The sequence below is a fragment of the Candidatus Dependentiae bacterium genome, assembly GCA_026389015.1.
GTDB lineage: Bacteria > Babelota > Babeliae > Babelales > Vermiphilaceae > JAPLIR01.
In genome coordinates, this window is record JAPLIR010000023.1 from 19,954 (window position 1) to 36,154 (window position 16,201).

Below are 16,201 nucleotides of genomic sequence, written 5' to 3' on the forward strand. Positions count from 1 at the left end.
TATGAATGAACATCCATTTCAAGCGTTTATAAAACTTATCAGTGCCGATAAAGCAATACTAGCTATTGAAAATTCTTTGGCAGCATTAAAAACTGGCATTGTGGAACTCAATAAGCAGGAGCAACAATTGGCTGCAACGGTTCAACTGGCAAAAGATGTTATGCATGATGCACGAAAAGAAGTTGATGCACGTGAACTTGAATTAAAAGCTTTAGAACAACAAGAAAAACAAAAACAAGAACGTCTTGATAACGCTACTGATTATAAACAATATCAATTGTTTAAGGCAGAAATTGAAGTTGTTAAGCATAAACAGCATGCGTATGAAGAGATTTTAATGGACGTTTGGAACATCTTAGAATCTGCGCAAAAATCATACGACCACATCAAAGAAGTTGTCCCACAAAAGATCGATGTAATTCATGCTGATATCAAAAAAAATGAATCAGAAATTGCAACATTGCAAACTCAATTGGACGAAGCTCAAGCGCAACGTGCGGTGAGTGAAAAGCCAGTACCACAAGAGTGGCTTGAAAAGTATGCGGTGATGCGCTCGCGTGTGGAAGACCCTGTGGTGCCTATCCAAAATGGCAGTTGTAGTGCATGTTTTTATAAAATTAATGAACAAGATTTGCTCATGCTTCGTCGTCGTGCTTTATTGCAATGTTTAAGTTGTTACCGATTACTCTATAGTACAGAACTCGAGCGAGCCAGTGGGGTTGAAGCTTCATGAAACAACTGAAACTTTTTGACAATGACCCTCACGAGCAATCAACAAAAAAAACAGAACCCGCTCATTGGAAATTATTTATCGATGGGGCTTCTCGTAATAATCCAGGGCCTTCTGGCGCTGGCATTTATATACTCAAAGATAGTGAGTTATTTCAAAAACATGGTTTCTATCTCGGGTCAAAAACTAATAATCAGGCAGAATATTTCGCTTTATTATTAGGTCTTTTTATAGTCAAACAACATATGCAGTTACATGATACGATACACATTATTTCTGACTCCCAACTCTTGGTGCGTCAAATAAAAGGTGAATATAGAGTAAAGAACGAAGATCTCAAGACATTACATAAGTTTGCTAAGCATTTGTTGCATGAAATGCATGCGCAGATGTTTCATGTATTGCGTATTGACAATCAAGAGGCCGATGAAATGGCTAATTACGGTATCGACAAAAAAGTAAAACCCCCTCAAGCATTTATAGCGATGATTAAACAACATGATGTATCACTTTAGAAAAATCTTTTTATTCGGTGCTGGTTTTCTTTTTGCTTGCATGGCGTTCACCGATGTTATTACGCACACTGACTCAGTTATTGCTCGCAGTGAGCGCAATGTTCCCTTGTCATGGGTTATAGAATCGTCAGCCGGTTTTATGTTGAGTTATCCAGACTCTAAGTTAAAAGATGAGACCATTACATGTCCAAAGCTTACTATCACAGAAACAAAGGGTAAGTTTTATTGTAATGGAAAAAAAATAGCTGCAGATCGCATTATTCTTACGCCGATTCCCGGAGAATTGGTTTTTCAAGATAAATCGTATTCAGGGGCATTGACTCTTGAGCGACAAAAAAAGCGCATGGTGATTTCTCATGTGAGTACGATTAATACGCTTGCTACGTCAGTTGATGTGCCAATCAATTCGCCTGCGGTAGCCAAACCAGCACAGACTCTTTCAGGCGCTATTAAGACTTCCAAGGAACGGTCAAAAGATTTTACGGTACGCGTCATGTTGGCTGAGCGAGAACTCATGTACAATGACCCATGGAAGCTCAAGTCTAGTAAAGGATTTTTATTAGCTGATCCTCGTGATCCTTCTACTAAAAAAATGGTACAAGCAGAAGAGATTGCTATCACCGTCAAAAAAGGTGCTGTAATTTGTATTAATGGTGAGGCCATGTTTACTCAACAAGTCTACGTGAAGCCCGTTGCGGATACGATATCTTTTGAAGGTCTTGACTATCAAGGAGCATTTTGGCTCCTTGTTGATGGTGGCTCGATTAAGTTAATCAATTGTATCGGCCTTGAAGAATATGTTGCCTCGGTATTATGCACAGAAAGTTGGCCCGGTTGGTCGCTTGAGGTGAACAAGGTATTTGCCATTGCGTGTCGTACCTATGTAATTGCCATGGTGCAACAAGCACGTAAAAGTAAACGTGCTTATCACGTAAAGAACACTAATATTCACCAAACCTATACTGGTGGTTGTGCTGCACCCGTCCTTAGACAGGCTGTTGAGCAAACCAAAGGGGTGTTTTTAACACATAACAATAAGCCTATTACGGCCATGTTTGATGGTTGTTGTGGTGGAGTTATTCCAGCGCATATTCAAGGGATGAATTTTTCTTCTGCGCCCTATTTAGCACGGACCTATCCATGCACCTATTGCAAAGATTATGCGGTGTATACGTGGGAAGCTTGCTATGACATTCATGAATTGGAAAAGCTATTAAAGCCCGAACTGCCGCATTTGCATCGTTTGCGTGATGTAAAAGTCGTCAAGAAAGATAAGGCAGGCATTGCTTTAGAAGTGAGTGTTAAGAGTGCTGGTCATGGGCATACATTAACGGGAAAAAAAGTGTATTCATTGCTTAATAAGCAAGTGAAAAGCTTTTGTTATAATGTGCATAAAGAAGGCCATAACATTATCTTTAAAGGTCGTGGCCGTGGGCATCATATGGGGTTGTGCCAATGGGGCGCAAAAGAGATGATTAGCCAGGGCTGGGACTTTAAGAGCACTTTAGAGTTCTATTATCCGGGCACCAAATTGATGCGGTTGATTTAATATCAATCGCCGTCCTCCCTGACCCTTCGTCTACGCTCAGGAGTAAACGCATCCCCGCTCGTCCCGAGTGATTCTCGTAGAGAATTTTATCGAGGGATGTCGAAGGGTTTTTAAATTAATTTAGAGATTTAGAAAAAATCGTCTCATAATAAAAATATCTTAAATCATTGTTTTTTATACCCCCACAAAGTCATAGTATTAGTAGTATGACTTTGTGGGGTTTGTTTTAATTTCTTTAAAAAAGGAACGTGTATGATTTCAAAAAAACAGGTGTTTTTTTTAGTGCTGAGCTGTCTTCTGGTCAATGGAGTAGATGCAAAAACTAAAAAAAGCAAAAAAGCACAAGAGGTCAAGCAGCCGACCTGTAGTAATGAAAAAGATTGTACCAATATGAAAAAACCATGCCAATGCTATTGCTCAGTAAAATGCGGTTACAGAAAAAAAATGAAGTCTGATAGACCTGTCTATGTAGAAAATGATCCTACCGGTATCAATTGTTGGTGCAAAGAGTGGGATAAGAAAAATTATAAAAATAATGAGTGCGACTTAGAACAAGCTGAGTAAACAATAGAGCACTGCGAATTAATTACAAACCCAATGCTCACGTGGCATTGGGTTTGTTGTATAAATACATTGGTGCGGGAGAATCGTATGCCGGGATATAAAGGACATCTTGTCGGTGGTTTAATTGTAGGTGGACTAGGGCTCTACGTAGTGCAAAGCTTGCAGCCGACCTACATGGCAATGGCCGAATGGGTTCTCTGTGCGCTAGCAGGCGCCTTGTTTCCTGATATTGATATCAAAAGCAAGGGACAAAAAGTTTTTTATCGCTTTTTACTCGTGCTGTTTGGCTTCTTGCTTATCAAAGGGCATATTCAGATTTTTATTCTTATGAGCGTTTTGGCGGTGGTGCCTATGATTGTGCGCCACCGTGGCTTGTTTCATAAGCTATGGTTTGTTGTTGGATTTCCTACCATCGTTGCGCTCTGCATTACTGCCTATTTCCCCGACTATCGTTCTATTCTTTTCTATGATGTTTCATTCTTCATTGCAGGCGCGGTGTCTCACTTGTGGCTTGATGTTGGATTACGCAGAATGTTTAGGTTTTAAATAGAAAACAGCTCCGAAGGTTTTCGCCCTCAGAGCTGTTTTTTATTCATTGTCATCGTGAGTGCGGCCTTTTTTGTCCGCCGAAGCTTTAGCGAAGGAGGAAGGCCCTATCGAACGATGTTTGTTATTTAGCAGTTTCGCTTGCTGCTTCAATTATTGCATTGAGGAGCAATGATGAGTAATCCACAACAGTTTTTACGTTTTCCTGTGATGGTGGCATGGTGTCTTGCATAGCAAGCGTAAAAGACATTGCGCCATTTTGTGCTGATTCTATCAAAGCAGGATCTACTTCTTTTCCTTGAATATCTTGATCGATGATTGCTTGGAAGGACTTTAACAATTCCTTAGCTGCATCACGTTGATCTTGAGTGAATTTTGCTTCGTTAAATCCTTTGCTGAAAGCATTTTTTAATGAGGCTTTAAGTTCATTGCGAAATGTTTCATTGTTGAGCATGGTTTTTATAGCATTAGTGAGAGCTCCATATTTTTGTATGCCTAGTTGTGTTAATTTTGCTTGCTCTTCTTGCGCTTTTTGCATTTCTTCTTGCCACCGCTTTTGATTTTCTTCTCGTCGTTTTTTCTTTTCTGCCAATTTTTGTAATTCTTCTTCTTGTTGTTTTTTTGCTTCTTCTTGTGCTTTTCGTATTTCCTCTTGTGCTTTTCGTATTTCTTCTTCTTGTTGTTTTTGTTTTTCTTCCAGTTGTGCTTGTTGGTTCAAGCGGTCTCGTAATGTTTTTTTACCAGCAGTTTTACTAGCAGGAGCAGATTTTTTTTGTGGGGCTGCATGTAACCCAAGTCCGGTGCATGTTAGTAATGCAATAAAAAATATACTCTTTTTCATTCTTCTCTCCTTGAAAATAGGTTTATTATATTGGTTTTATCAAGCTTCATTGTCTATTTGAATATATCAAGGGGGGGGGTAATAAATCAATAATTTGATTAAATTGCTAGCCAAGTGGTTATTGAGTCGTTCTTTTGAGGAGGAAATTTGTGTTAAAAGTGGGGTTTATGGGAGTGGCAAGGGATTTTTTTTCGAGTCTACTCTGAAATCAACTCGGAAGGTCTTTGCTTCAGAGTGCTTCAGTGTAGACTTTAGAGTCTTCAAGTATCTCAAGAATATTTGGCGTCGATCTTGTTTTTGTTGGACATTTGGCAAGTGCGATGGGTTCTGGCATACTAGTGGCGTTCTTTATCTTATTAATGACTGGCATGGCTCTATGCTGTTACCGCTGGTTGATAATGTTGATGAGAATAGGTTGACTGGAGATATTTAGGGTGTTCTTAACTACAGGGATATGGGGCAATATGACAAAGGAATTACTCATTATAACGATTGCAGGTATTGCTTTGAGTGTTACGGCAGCGACTTTTTGTATGCAACGCATTGTGTATCCACGTTTTGCCAGGGCCTCTCAATGGCGGCCAGGGCTGGGAACGATAGCAGAGGAGCAAGCTAATGGCCCACGTGTGGTAGGGGGGCAATATAGTGGTGTGTATAATGAGGCGAGTGGGGTCTTATGTATTCAGCCGGATCACCACGAAGCAATGTTCTCACAGTCAGATTGTCATGAGGGGCTTGAGCAAATTCGCCATACACTCATGAGAATCCAATTCGCATCTCGGCCTATTAATATGAAGGGGCGGGTTTTGATTGCTGTGTCGCAATGATAAAAAATTTATTCGACAGGGTAAGGTCAGGATCGTGGTTGGCGTAGTGATTTTGCGTAGACACTTTACATAATCAATTTCTGCTCAGTATAGTAATGCTAGTGAGTTTGAAGTTGTCCAACCCTTCTTGTAAGGAACTGTTATGTATAAGAAAGTGTCTATAGGATTAGTTTTTCTTGTAAGTTTTTCAATGATTAATGCGGGTACAGATGCTACGTATGATGTGTATGGCTTTTACACCGATTTCAAAAAAGTAATGGAGGAGCTATGTCCACCAGCGATTGCTGCGCAAATTTCTGATGAAGAACGTTCACGTGTGGCAGAAACAGGTGGCTCGCCAGTGTATGGCGAGATTATTTTTGATAGTATTACGGCGTTGCTCGCAGACATTAAGTTAACGGCGGATGATGTGTTTTATGACATTGGCAGCGGTCTAGGTAAGTTTGTATTGCAAGTGTATTTAATGACGCCGGCCAAAAAGAGTATTGGTGTTGAATATTCAAAATCACGTTGTGAGACATCACAGAAACTGAAATCTCGTGGCGAAAAAATATATAATGAGAGTTTTAAATTTGAAAACGGCATACGTAAAGTTTTTGGTAAACCTCAGTTAGCAAAAACAAAGAAAAAGACTTTTGAATATCGTAATGAAGATGCCTTAGAAGCTGATTTTTCTGATGCTACGGTGGCATTTACTTGTTCTACCTGTTTTGGTCCAGAATTTATGCAAAAGCTTACCGATAAACTTTCTGATAATGATGGCTTGCGCATTTTGTCGTTGAAAGAGTTACCTTATAATGAAGATGTTCATTATGTCAAGACACATATGCTTCCTATGACCTGGGTTAAAAATTCTCCTATACCAGTGTATATGTACGAAGTTGATCATAGCAAAAAGGCCGTGAGATCTGATGCAAAAGCAGAAGAAAAACCGGTAGTAGCTGTGAAAACGGAAACGAAGTCTGAATCAAAGCCAGTAGCAGCAAAACAGGTTGCTAAAAATGCGACTGCTGTTAAGAAATCTTAAAAATTCTTAATGCATTTTTTGTTGTAGTATCGGCAATAGTTTCAAATGATTCACTGCGCAGGTGTGCGATATATTCAGCAATAGTGCGCACCTGCAGTGGATGATTTTTTTTTCCACGAATGATTTGTGGTGGCAAGAATGGTGCATCAGTTTCGAGCACTATATTTTCTAAAGATATTTTACACACAATGTCCCTCAAATATAAATTTTTTGGATAGGTAATCGTGCCGCCAATTCCCAAAGCAAAGTTCCACGCAATGACTTGATCGGCAAAGTATTGTTGTTCAGAAAAACAATGAATAATGCCGCGCGTAATATGTCCTTTAAATTCTTCCAAACTGCGTAATGTTTCTTCTGCGGCATCACGTGTGTGCACGACGAGTGCAAGATCATTTTCGAGTGCTAATTCGATTTGTGCTTTAAACGCATCTTTTTGTCGTTGTAAATTATAATCGGGATAGTGACGATCAAGTCCTACTTCGCCAATGCCAACAATACGATTAATTTCTTTTTTTTGTACAAGAACTTTCAATTCTTTAAAGTCATCCATCCATGATGATGTGCAGTCATTAGGATGAATGCCGACGGTTGCATAAACAGCATCGTATTGTTGTGCGAGTGCAATGCAATTTAAACTTTCAATTAAACTGGTGCCAACATTGATAATGCGAAAAACTTGATTGTCGGCAGCTTCTTGCACGATGACTTTTGCTGCGGATAGTTCTTCTGATGTGAGCGTTGAATCGAAATCTTTTTTTACCATCGTATTAATATGACAGTGCGTATCAATAAGCATCGTGTGTCCTTTTTTTCATTCTTTGTAACAATCGAAATTTTCTTGCTGCACTTTGTTGTCAGTGTTTTATTAAATAATCCTGTATTTGACAAACATATAAATGGAATTACTATATGATACAGGGATTGAAAAATTTGAGAAGAGAGTTGCAATAAGCAAGCAGTGTTTTAATCATTACTAACCATAATGTTGGGAGTATACAATGAACAAAAGTGAGTTGATAAATTCACTCAGTGAAGAAACAACCTTTAGCAAAAAAGATATCACGCGTGTGCTTGATTCTTTTACGCGCATTATTGAGCGTACGCTCAAAAAAGGCGAAAAGGTTTCGTTGACAGGATTTGGCAGCTGGTGGATCTCATGTCGTCCGCCGCGCAAAGGTATCAATCCTGCAACAAAGCAACGCATTGACCTTCCTGCGGTTAATGTTCCAAGATTTAAAGCGGGAAAAAATCTACGCGAAGTAGTAAGATCGGTTAAAATTGGTTAAATAATACTTTAACCATAGAAAATAGCTTTTACTTAAAAAGGTCGCATTTCGGTGCGGCCTTTTTTAATGCTTAATTTTGCAAGGTTTTGTTTTTACAGTATTATTGCATATGTGCCTGTTTAGGCCTCTCGAAATAAAAAAAGTTTGACCCCGCCGTCCTCCCTGAGGGCAGCGAACATTTGTGAGCGTACTTGAAGGGTATACAATTTTTTATGAAAAACCCTTCAACTTCGCCCTATGGGCTACATTCAGGGAAGACGGCGAGTGAGAATACTATTTTATTGCGAATGTGATAATAACTATAAGATTAAATGTTGTGGAGTCTATTAATGATAGATCTAGCTTTATTACGAGATAAACCAGAAGAAATTATTGCCTTATTAAAGATAAAAGAACCTTCATTTGATGCGCAAAAACTTTTTGATTTAGATGCGCAGGTACGTTTATTAAGACTTGATGTTGAAGCGTTGCGCCATAAAAAAAATGAACTTTCAAAAGCAGGCCGCACCGGTATTACTGATGTATTGCGTGAGCAAGCAATTGCATTAAGCAAAGAACTCAAAGAAAAAGAACTCTTATTAGAGGATGTCGAAAAGGCATTCCAAGTTTTGAATCTCTCCTGTCCTAACATTCCTGATGCACAATTGCCGCACGGTGGCAAAGAAGCTAATAAGGTAATAAAAACAGTTGGGCAAAAACCTGAATTTACTTTTCCTATAAAAAATCACGTAGAGCTGGGCCACGCATTAGGTTGGTTTGATTTCACCGTTGCATCGCAAATTGCCGGTAGCAACTTTGCTTTGTATAAAGGTGATTCGGTTAAAATGCTCTACGCATTGACCATGTTAATGCTCAAAAATAATATGAAGCATGGTTTTGAGCCGGTGTTGCCATCAGTGTTGGTGAATGCCAAATCATTAGAAGTTGCGAGTAATTTTCCTAAATTTAAAGATCAAGTCTATGCCGTGCCTGAGGATGGTTTTTATTTAACGCCAACGGCTGAAGTTAACCTTGCCAATTTATATCGCGATAAAATTTTAATGGCCGATGAATTGCCTATTCGCATGACTGCATGGACAAGTTGTTTTAGACGCGAAGCGGGAACCTATGGCGCTCAAGAACGTGGATTGATTCGTATTCATCAATTTGAAAAAGTTGAACTGTACACTCTGTGTGAGCCAAAAGATTCTCCGTCCGAACAAGACCGCATGGTTGCATGCGCGGAAGATATCCTGCAGCAATTAGGATTGCATTACCGCATTAGTTTATTAGCAATGCAGGATTGTTCATTCCCATCGGCAAGAACCTACGACATTGAAGTGTGGTTGCCTGGTCAAAATGCTTACTACGAAGTTTCTTCCGTGAGTAATTGTACTGATTTTCAAGCCCGCCGTGGCATGATCCGTTATAAAAAAACGGTTGATGACAAAACACAATTGACGCATACTCTTAATGGATCATCGCTGGCATTGCCACGATTAATGGTTGCATTAATGGAAGTGTATCAACAGCCGGATGGTTCTGTTATGATCCCCGATGTCCTAAAAAAAGAATCACTTTTTAGCTAAGTTTTTGCAGGCTTTATGATTTCCAAAGAGATTTTAAAGAAGATTAAGCAGATTGAGCTCTCTACGCGTCGACTACTCAGCGGGTCGTTGGTAGGGGATAGTCGTTCCGCAATTAAAGGTTCTGGCCTTGAATTTGACCAAATTCGAGAATATCAGTTAGGCGACGATGTGCGCTTTATTGATTGGAAGTCGTCGGTGCGTATGGATAAAATCCTGGTCAAACAGTATAGAGAAGAGCGTAACCGCACCGTTCTTTTGGCCGTTGATGTGTCGAGCTCAATGTTTTTTTCTTCTGGTGATCAATTAAAGAGCGAGAGCGTTGCTCAGATTGCCAGTGTGTTGGCCTTGGTTGCTTCTTATGGTAAAGATCAGGTCGGGCTTATATTATTTTCCGATGATGTTGAGCTTTGTATTCCGCCAGCCTCAGGCAGGAGTCATGTTCGCAAAATAATGGAAACCGTTCTCAGCCATGCCCAATCACAAAAAAAGACTAATATTTGCGCAGCCTTAAGGTATGCCGTGAATTTGAAGAGAAAAGATGTTATACTGTTTGTACTGTCCGATTTTATCGGCAATGACTTTAGCAAAAGTTTAGGCCTTGCGGCTAGTCGTTATGACGTCGTGGCAATGCGTTGTGTGGATGCCCATGAGCAGAAATTTCCTGCCGTTGGCTTTCTTGAATGTCAAGATAGTGAGACAGGTCAATCGCTGGTGCTCGACGCTCGTGGCAAGGGTGTGCGGTCGATTAATGCTTTTTTGCATGCATGGCGTTCCGAGCAGGATGCTCTGTTTAAGAAATATGGGGTTGATTGTATTGAAATCACCAGCCGCCAAGATTTTATGGGTGATTTGATTAAATTTTTCAGACGGCGGATGAGGTATTAGGATGGTATCAATAGAACCAGGTATGAATGAACAAGGTCTCTATACAATTTATGGGCCAATACATGTTCCTTTTTGGCAAACCAACGGCTTTTATTGGGCGGTTGGTACTGTTGTTATATGTTTAGTGCTCGTTTTGGCATGGTACACCATTGCCTGGTATCGGGCTAAACGATTGGTTTTGCCGCCGTGGGAAAGAACATTGCGGGCATTAGTATTGCTCAAAAAAGACAATAGAGCGACCGTGGCTCAAGGTAAAGAATTTTATACTGAGCTGACCAGTTTGCTCAAAAAATATATGCACGAGCGGTATGGCTTTGAAATGTACGAAAAAACTGACGAAGAATTTTTACGTTATATAGCATCAAAAAACTTTTCTGCTGACCTTTTGGCAGATTTAGAGACTATTTTTTCTGGCAGCATTACGATAAAATTTGCCAATGTTCAGGCAATGCAAGAGCAGATTGAGAGCGACTTTGTGCGCGCTACGTCTTTTGTTAAGCGCTCTATCCCGCGCAATTAATTTAAAAGTTACTATTTCAAGGAATTTCATGCTTTATAATCACGCTGCTGATGCGCGTTCAGTGTATCTCCATTGGCCGTTTTGCCCTTACAAATGCCACTTCTGCCCATTCGTGGCACTCGCATCGCACGATCAGTTCATGGGTCGCTATCACAATGCTTTGACCAAGGAAATTAAGGATTTTGGCGCGTTGTTTCAATCCAAACTGCCTTTGGAGACGCTCTATATAGGTGGTGGTACCCCGAGTACTTACCCTGACGATTTGCTACTTGACACGTTTGCTATACTAAAGGATATATGGACTTTTGATGAGTCATGTGAGGTGACTATAGAGGTTAATCCTGGCACGGTTCGAGTAGAACAATTGAGTTTGTGGAAAGCATTGGGTATCAATCGATTGAGTATAGGAGTACAGAGTCTGAAGGATCCTGTATTGAAAAAATTAAATCGACATCAATCTGCGCAGGATGTCTTCACGGTGATTGATCAGGCAAAGGATCATTTTGATAATTTGTCGGTTGATTTTATTTTGGGATTGCCCGAAGTGTCATCGGCTGATTGGCGTGACCTTATACAGCAGGCGGTTACCTGGCCCATTAAACATATTTCGATTTATTTTTTGATGGTGCATGAGGATACCCCGCTTTATTTTGGAGTAAAGAAAAAAGCTATTACGTTGCCGTGTGATGATGAAGTTGTTGATCTTTATTATTGGACTATTGATTATTTAGCGCAACATGGTTTTGATCAGTATGAAATTTCTAATTTTGCGCGTGCTGGTTATGAATCGAAGCATAACAGTATGTATTGGGATCGCAAGCCTTATAAAGCTTTTGGATTAGGTGCCTGTGAATTTGATGGCACCATGAGATTACAGAATCAGAAAAATTTGGGTAAATATCTTGACGGTGTTGAAAGGGGAGAGGACATCACAGTATTTTCAGAAACATTATCGTCTGAACAGGTATACCTAGAAAGGGTAATGCTTGGACTGCGTAGGTCGCAAGGCGTATCGTATCAAGATTTAATGGAAAATCTTTCTGAGCAACGTCAACATGATGTACGTGCAAAGATAGCATATTTGCAAGCAAGTGATTTTGTTATGGAGCGTTCTGGACGGTTATTGTTGACGCCAAAAGGTTTGGCTGTTGAAAACGATATTGTCGTGAAGTTGTCTTTATAGCAGTATATAATTTTTTTTAGTGTAAAACAGTGGTATTATTTTTAATTTTTTTATGAGCGGGGAACTATTTATGGCAAAACATGTTGGAGTGAAACTTCCTGAAGATTTAATTACGGTATTAAAAGCGGGAAAAACTGTGGCCGTAGTCGCAACATTTTCAGAAAAAGGCTTGCCTCATACCACACCTATTCAATGTGTTTATCCTAAGGGACTTGAGAGTATATTGATCTCTATTCATAAAGATCATGCTGGCTACCATAACATGGTATGGCAGAAGAAAGTTATGGTTTGTTTTATGGACGAAAACAATGTGGCGTACAGTGTATTGGGACGTGCCGGCGTTGTGCGAGCACCATCGTTAGTACATCCATTGATGAACGTAGTGCGCATTGATATTATCGATATAAAGAGTGATCGCTCAGTATTAACACGAGTTGATAGCGGTGTGCGTTGGAGTTATGTATCATGGGAAGCGGAAGAACTTTCTAAGGGACTATACAACGAATTGCAAGAGCTATCGAAAACATTATAGTTTTTTAAAAAAAGGAGCATGGTTCATGCGTTTATTTTTGTATGAATTATTTTTTTGTTGTGTAGTTATGGGACATAGTTGTTTTGGTGCAGAAAGTCCTGCTGCGCCTGCATCGACAGGGGCGCCAGCTCCTGCGGCATCTGCTGTGCCAGCGCCAGTTGCAACACTCGTGGTGGATCAAACCCCACCGGCTGCAACAGGTGCACCAGCGGTTACGGCACCAGAGCAACCTAAAATTCAAGACGCGCCTGCGACGCCAGCTGCGGCTACTCCTGTAGTTACTACAACTATAGCACCGTCAGCAAATCAAACAGCACCGGCTACAACTGCTGCGCCTACTGGCCTAGAAGCAATGCCAGCGGCACCCGTTGCAGCAACGGCACAACCGGCTGCTGCTCAAGCGACAGCGCCAACCGAGGAGGAAATTCAAGGTATTGATACTATGAATACAGATGAACCTCAGGGAAATTGGCTTTTTAAGCGTATTTGGTGGCAACGCGCACAAACACAATATGAAAAAATTAAGGCTGTTGTTGATACCATTATGGAATCAAGAATGGCTTTCTTTGATAAACGAACCGAGTGGGATAAAACGGTATTTGATCCATTTTATCTTGAAGTTGGTGTCGGGCGTGGCATACTCGAGGAATTAATTGGTAACGCGGTTGCACAAATCGATCAAGAGCGCAAAAAAGATGGTGAGTTGAGCGCTGAAGAGCGTACCTTCTTGGCAACTTTAGAGGCTGAAAAGAATACGTTAGAGCAGCTTCAAAAAGATATACAAAAAATTAATCAAATTGATAGTGCTGTTGATGATACGATTACCATGCTTATCAAACAGATTAATGTTGCTCGCGGTTTTGAAAAACAGTCGTGGCAAAATTTAAAAGGTATTGCGCAAGAACTGAGTGATGAAAAAGCTCGGGAACTTTATTACGGCATGGTCACCTATTGGCAAAATATTAATGCGGTTATGGAGTATATTCAAAATCCATTAGCAAAACATTTTGAGCAGTTAGGATCAGTTGCTCAAGAGAATATCAAAAAAGTGACGGCTACGTTGACAGCGTTAAAAGAAAAGGGCATTGACTTTAAAAAACAATGGCAAGCTTTGGAAGCAAAGCATCAACAAGAACGTGATGCTGCAAAGTCCGATTCAGAGAAAAAGTTAACGCAAGAACAGATAGAAAAAGCAGTTAAAGAGCAGCAAAAAAAAGATGAAGAGGCTGAAACAAAAAGAGCTGAATCAGGATTTTTTTCACGTGCGGCAAATGCAGTAACTAATGCTGCAAGTGCAACATGGGATTATATTGCATCGGGAGCCAAAACTCTTTGGGGTGCAACATTTGGTAAATGGTTTGGCAAGTCTGAGGTGAGTGTGTCAGTGACAGCACCGGCACCAGTAGCACCAGAAACTGCACCAGTTACCCCAGTGACGCCAGCAGTAGCATTAGCTCCGGCAGCATCTAGTGCACCAGTGGCTCCGGTAGTATCTGTAACACCGGTTCCATAAAACAATTTTTTTCTCTGTAGATTCTTAGAAACAATAAAAGGCGACCCATTATGGGTCGCCTTTTGCATGTAAACAAATTTGATAAAAAGTGTGAGTATTTTGGTAAAAAAGTCGATCAAAGTTGATAAGTGACTTTAATTATGATAGATTTTCGAGGTGATTTTAGGTGCTGCCGTGGTGGTGGAACTGGCAGACACGCAGCCTTGAGGTGGCTGTGGGAGAAATCCTGTAGGGGTTCGAGTCCCCTCCTCGGCACCATACTTCGCTCTCTAAGGAGCTTCGTATGGCGCGGCCAGTCTAAGCTTCTGTATGGCAAGAGATTAGTATGGCTGACCTGTTCTTCATAAAACAGGTCGTAAGGTAGGACCTTGATCACAAAAGCTAAGAGTAAAAAAAGTTGTATTTTGAGAGTATGCTTAAAGGAGCCTGCATGAATATGTCAGCACGTAGATTTCTATTTTCCGGATTATCTTTCTGGATTGTCTTTGTTGCAATAGGTTTGTATTTTATTATACCATTACGTCAAAAATTACGTTTTGGTATTGATTTAGTTGGTGGTACCTACATCACTATGGAAGTACAGACTGATAAAGCGGTAGAGTCAGAGCTTGCTGAAACCATGCAATCATTACCTATGAAACTCAAGGCAGGGGAGCAATCAGTTCCTACCGCCAAAACAATAGAAAAAAATGATATCGTTCTTACCTTTGATTCTCCAGCAGCAGCACAAGCAGCAGCAACATTCTTGCAAAATGATTCACGCAGAGGACGTTACTATACCTATGCAACCAATAATAATATTTTGCGTATGCAACTGACGGCGCACCATGCTGAGCAGATCAAAAGAGATGCTGTACGAAGCAATATTGAAGTATTGCGCACACGTCTTGATACCTTAAGTGTTGCTGAAATCACCATTGCAGCGCAAGGTGAAAAAAATATCATTGTTGAACTGCCAGACGTTTCTGATCCTCAACAAGCAAAAGCAATGATTGGTAAAGCGGCAAAGCTTGAATTTAAATTAGTTGAAAAAATAGGTAATGCACCTGAAGATATTTTATATGAACTTGATGGTGTTTTGCCAAGAGATAAAGAAATTCTTGCAGGCAGAGACGAAGGCCGTGGCAAACGTTATTACCTCGTTTCAAAATATACTGATATTACGGGTGGCTCATTGAGAGAAGCAAATGCTTCACTTGGTGGTCAAACAGGTGCAGAAGCGGTAGTGAGCTTTAAATTTAACGCAGATGGAAGCGAAAAATTTTATGCATTAACCAGCAAAAACATTGGCAAGCAATTGGCTGTGGTATTAGATGGTATTGTTATTACTGCACCAACCATCAGAGATGGTATCCGTGGCGAAGGTTCTATCAGCGGGACACGCTCAACACAAGAATCTCAAGAATTAGCATTATTGCTTAAATCGGGCGCATTTGTGGCACCAGTTACGTTTGAAGAAGAACGTCAAATTGGACCATCACTTGGCGCAGAGTCGATTAGACAAGGTGTGTTCTCCTGTTTAGTTGGATTAGGATTGCTCTTCATATTTAGTTTATTGTATTACAAAGTTGCTGGTCTACTTGCATTCTTTGCATTATTGTACAACTTACTGCTCATCTTAGTTGGCATGGCATGGCTCAGAGCGACGTTAACGTTGCCTGGTATTGCCGGCATGGTGTTGACCATTGGTATGGCTATCGATGCATCCATTTTGATTTACGAGCAAATTAAAGATGAACTTGCAGCAGGTGTTACGGTTAGAAAAGCAGTTGATGCAGGATTTTCAAATGCGATGGTTGTAATTTTGGATGCTAATATTACGACGTTTATTGTCGGAGCTGTTCTTTATTACTTTGGCACAGGACCTATCCAAGGGTTTGCTGTCACCATGATGCTTGGTATCGTTTCTACCTTGATTACCGGGTTGTTCTTCCTGAAATCATTATTTAGCTTTGTTTTAGAATTTTTTAATGTACAAAAGCTAAAAATATAAGTATATTAATAAGGTATTTTATTAATTTTGAAAAATTTGTGGCGGCGTAGCTCAGTTGGTTAGAGCGGCAGAATCATAATCTGTAGGTCCGGGGTTCGAATCCCTGCGTCGCCACCACTTTT

The 16,201-nt window shown here is 40.3% G+C and carries 17 protein-coding genes and 2 tRNA genes; 17 read left to right on the top strand and 2 right to left on the bottom strand.

All coding sequences use genetic code 11. From position 1 onward, the window contains the following. The first annotated feature begins 1 nt into the window (after position 1). The 5 genes from NTX86_04095 (at position 2) to NTX86_04115 (ending at position 3,904) form a co-directional block, all read left to right on the top strand. On the top strand, positions 2–733 hold the full coding sequence (locus NTX86_04095; protein MCX5922483.1) for a hypothetical protein: 732 nt from the start codon (positions 2–4) through the stop codon (positions 731–733). Beyond that, the gene (locus NTX86_04100) at positions 730–1,245 is read left to right on the top strand and encodes a ribonuclease HI family protein (GenBank protein MCX5922484.1); all 516 of its coding nucleotides are present in this window, start codon (positions 730–732) and stop codon (positions 1,243–1,245) included. Before NTX86_04095 ends, NTX86_04100 begins: the two co-directional genes overlap by 4 nt. Beyond that, a complete protein-coding gene (locus NTX86_04105) occupies positions 1,229–2,794 on the top strand; it encodes a SpoIID/LytB domain-containing protein (protein MCX5922485.1) in 1,566 nt (521 codons plus the stop codon). Before NTX86_04100 ends, NTX86_04105 begins: the two co-directional genes overlap by 17 nt. A 252-nt stretch (positions 2,795–3,046) precedes the next feature. After that, on the top strand, positions 3,047–3,358 hold the full coding sequence (locus tag NTX86_04110; protein ID MCX5922486.1) for a hypothetical protein: 312 nt from the start codon (positions 3,047–3,049) through the stop codon (positions 3,356–3,358). An 87-nt stretch (positions 3,359–3,445) separates the two neighbouring features. Then, complete coding sequence (locus NTX86_04115) at positions 3,446–3,904, top strand: metal-dependent hydrolase (protein ID MCX5922487.1); 459 nt, start codon at positions 3,446–3,448, stop codon at positions 3,902–3,904. 124 nt (positions 3,905–4,028) lie between these two features. Here NTX86_04115 and NTX86_04120 read toward each other — a convergent pair whose 3' ends face one another. Beyond that, positions 4,029–4,745, bottom strand: coding sequence for a hypothetical protein (locus tag NTX86_04120; GenBank protein ID MCX5922488.1), 717 nt, complete (start codon positions 4,743–4,745; stop codon positions 4,029–4,031). A gap of 464 nt (positions 4,746–5,209) precedes the next feature. On the opposite strand from NTX86_04120, the gene NTX86_04125 reads away from it, so the two are divergent. Continuing rightward, positions 5,210–5,572: a hypothetical protein gene (locus NTX86_04125; protein MCX5922489.1), complete on the top strand. Its 363-nt coding sequence runs from the start codon at positions 5,210–5,212 to the stop codon at positions 5,570–5,572. A 142-nt stretch (positions 5,573–5,714) separates the two neighbouring features. Then, positions 5,715–6,599, top strand: a complete 885-nt coding sequence (locus tag NTX86_04130; GenBank protein MCX5922490.1) for a hypothetical protein — start codon at positions 5,715–5,717, stop codon at positions 6,597–6,599. Here the strand turns inward: NTX86_04130 and NTX86_04135 are convergent. Next, a complete protein-coding gene (locus tag NTX86_04135) occupies positions 6,586–7,395 on the bottom strand; it encodes a TatD family hydrolase (protein MCX5922491.1) in 810 nt (269 codons plus the stop codon). The genes NTX86_04130 and NTX86_04135 overlap by 14 nt on opposite strands. Before the next feature lie 202 nt (positions 7,396–7,597). Between NTX86_04135 and NTX86_04140 the strand changes: the two genes are divergently transcribed. The 10 genes from NTX86_04140 to NTX86_04185 all read left to right on the top strand — a co-directional run bounded on the left by NTX86_04140 (position 7,598) and on the right by NTX86_04185 (position 16,196). Beyond that, positions 7,598–7,885 (top strand): HU family DNA-binding protein, encoded by a 288-nt coding sequence (locus tag NTX86_04140; protein MCX5922492.1) that lies wholly within the window; start codon positions 7,598–7,600, stop codon positions 7,883–7,885. A gap of 329 nt (positions 7,886–8,214) precedes the next feature. Then, positions 8,215–9,453 carry a serine--tRNA ligase gene (serS, locus tag NTX86_04145; GenBank protein MCX5922493.1) on the top strand — a complete coding sequence of 413 codons (1,239 nt, stop codon included), beginning with the start codon at positions 8,215–8,217 and terminating at the stop codon, positions 9,451–9,453. 15 nt (positions 9,454–9,468) lie between these two features. Continuing rightward, complete coding sequence (locus NTX86_04150) at positions 9,469–10,338, top strand: DUF58 domain-containing protein (protein ID MCX5922494.1); 870 nt, start codon at positions 9,469–9,471, stop codon at positions 10,336–10,338. A 1-nt stretch (position 10,339) separates the two neighbouring features. Then, on the top strand, positions 10,340–10,858 hold the full coding sequence (locus NTX86_04155; protein ID MCX5922495.1) for a DUF4381 family protein: 519 nt from the start codon (positions 10,340–10,342) through the stop codon (positions 10,856–10,858). Between the two features lie 28 nt (positions 10,859–10,886). Then, a complete protein-coding gene (hemW, locus tag NTX86_04160; protein ID MCX5922496.1) occupies positions 10,887–12,041 on the top strand; it encodes a radical SAM family heme chaperone HemW in 1,155 nt (384 codons plus the stop codon). Positions 12,042–12,111: 70 nt separating this feature from the next. Continuing rightward, complete coding sequence (locus tag NTX86_04165) at positions 12,112–12,573, top strand: pyridoxamine 5'-phosphate oxidase family protein (GenBank protein MCX5922497.1); 462 nt, start codon at positions 12,112–12,114, stop codon at positions 12,571–12,573. Positions 12,574–12,598: 25 nt separating this feature from the next. Continuing rightward, positions 12,599–14,086, top strand: a complete 1,488-nt coding sequence (locus NTX86_04170; GenBank protein MCX5922498.1) for a hypothetical protein — start codon at positions 12,599–12,601, stop codon at positions 14,084–14,086. A 171-nt stretch (positions 14,087–14,257) separates the two neighbouring features. After that, positions 14,258–14,344: transfer RNA gene (locus tag NTX86_04175), tRNA-Leu, on the top strand. A 172-nt stretch (positions 14,345–14,516) separates the two neighbouring features. Continuing rightward, positions 14,517–16,079 (top strand): protein translocase subunit SecD, encoded by a 1,563-nt coding sequence (secD, locus tag NTX86_04180; GenBank protein ID MCX5922499.1) that lies wholly within the window; start codon positions 14,517–14,519, stop codon positions 16,077–16,079. A 40-nt stretch (positions 16,080–16,119) separates the two neighbouring features. Continuing rightward, positions 16,120–16,196, top strand: a tRNA-Met gene (locus tag NTX86_04185). Positions 16,197–16,201 lie beyond the last annotated feature (5 nt).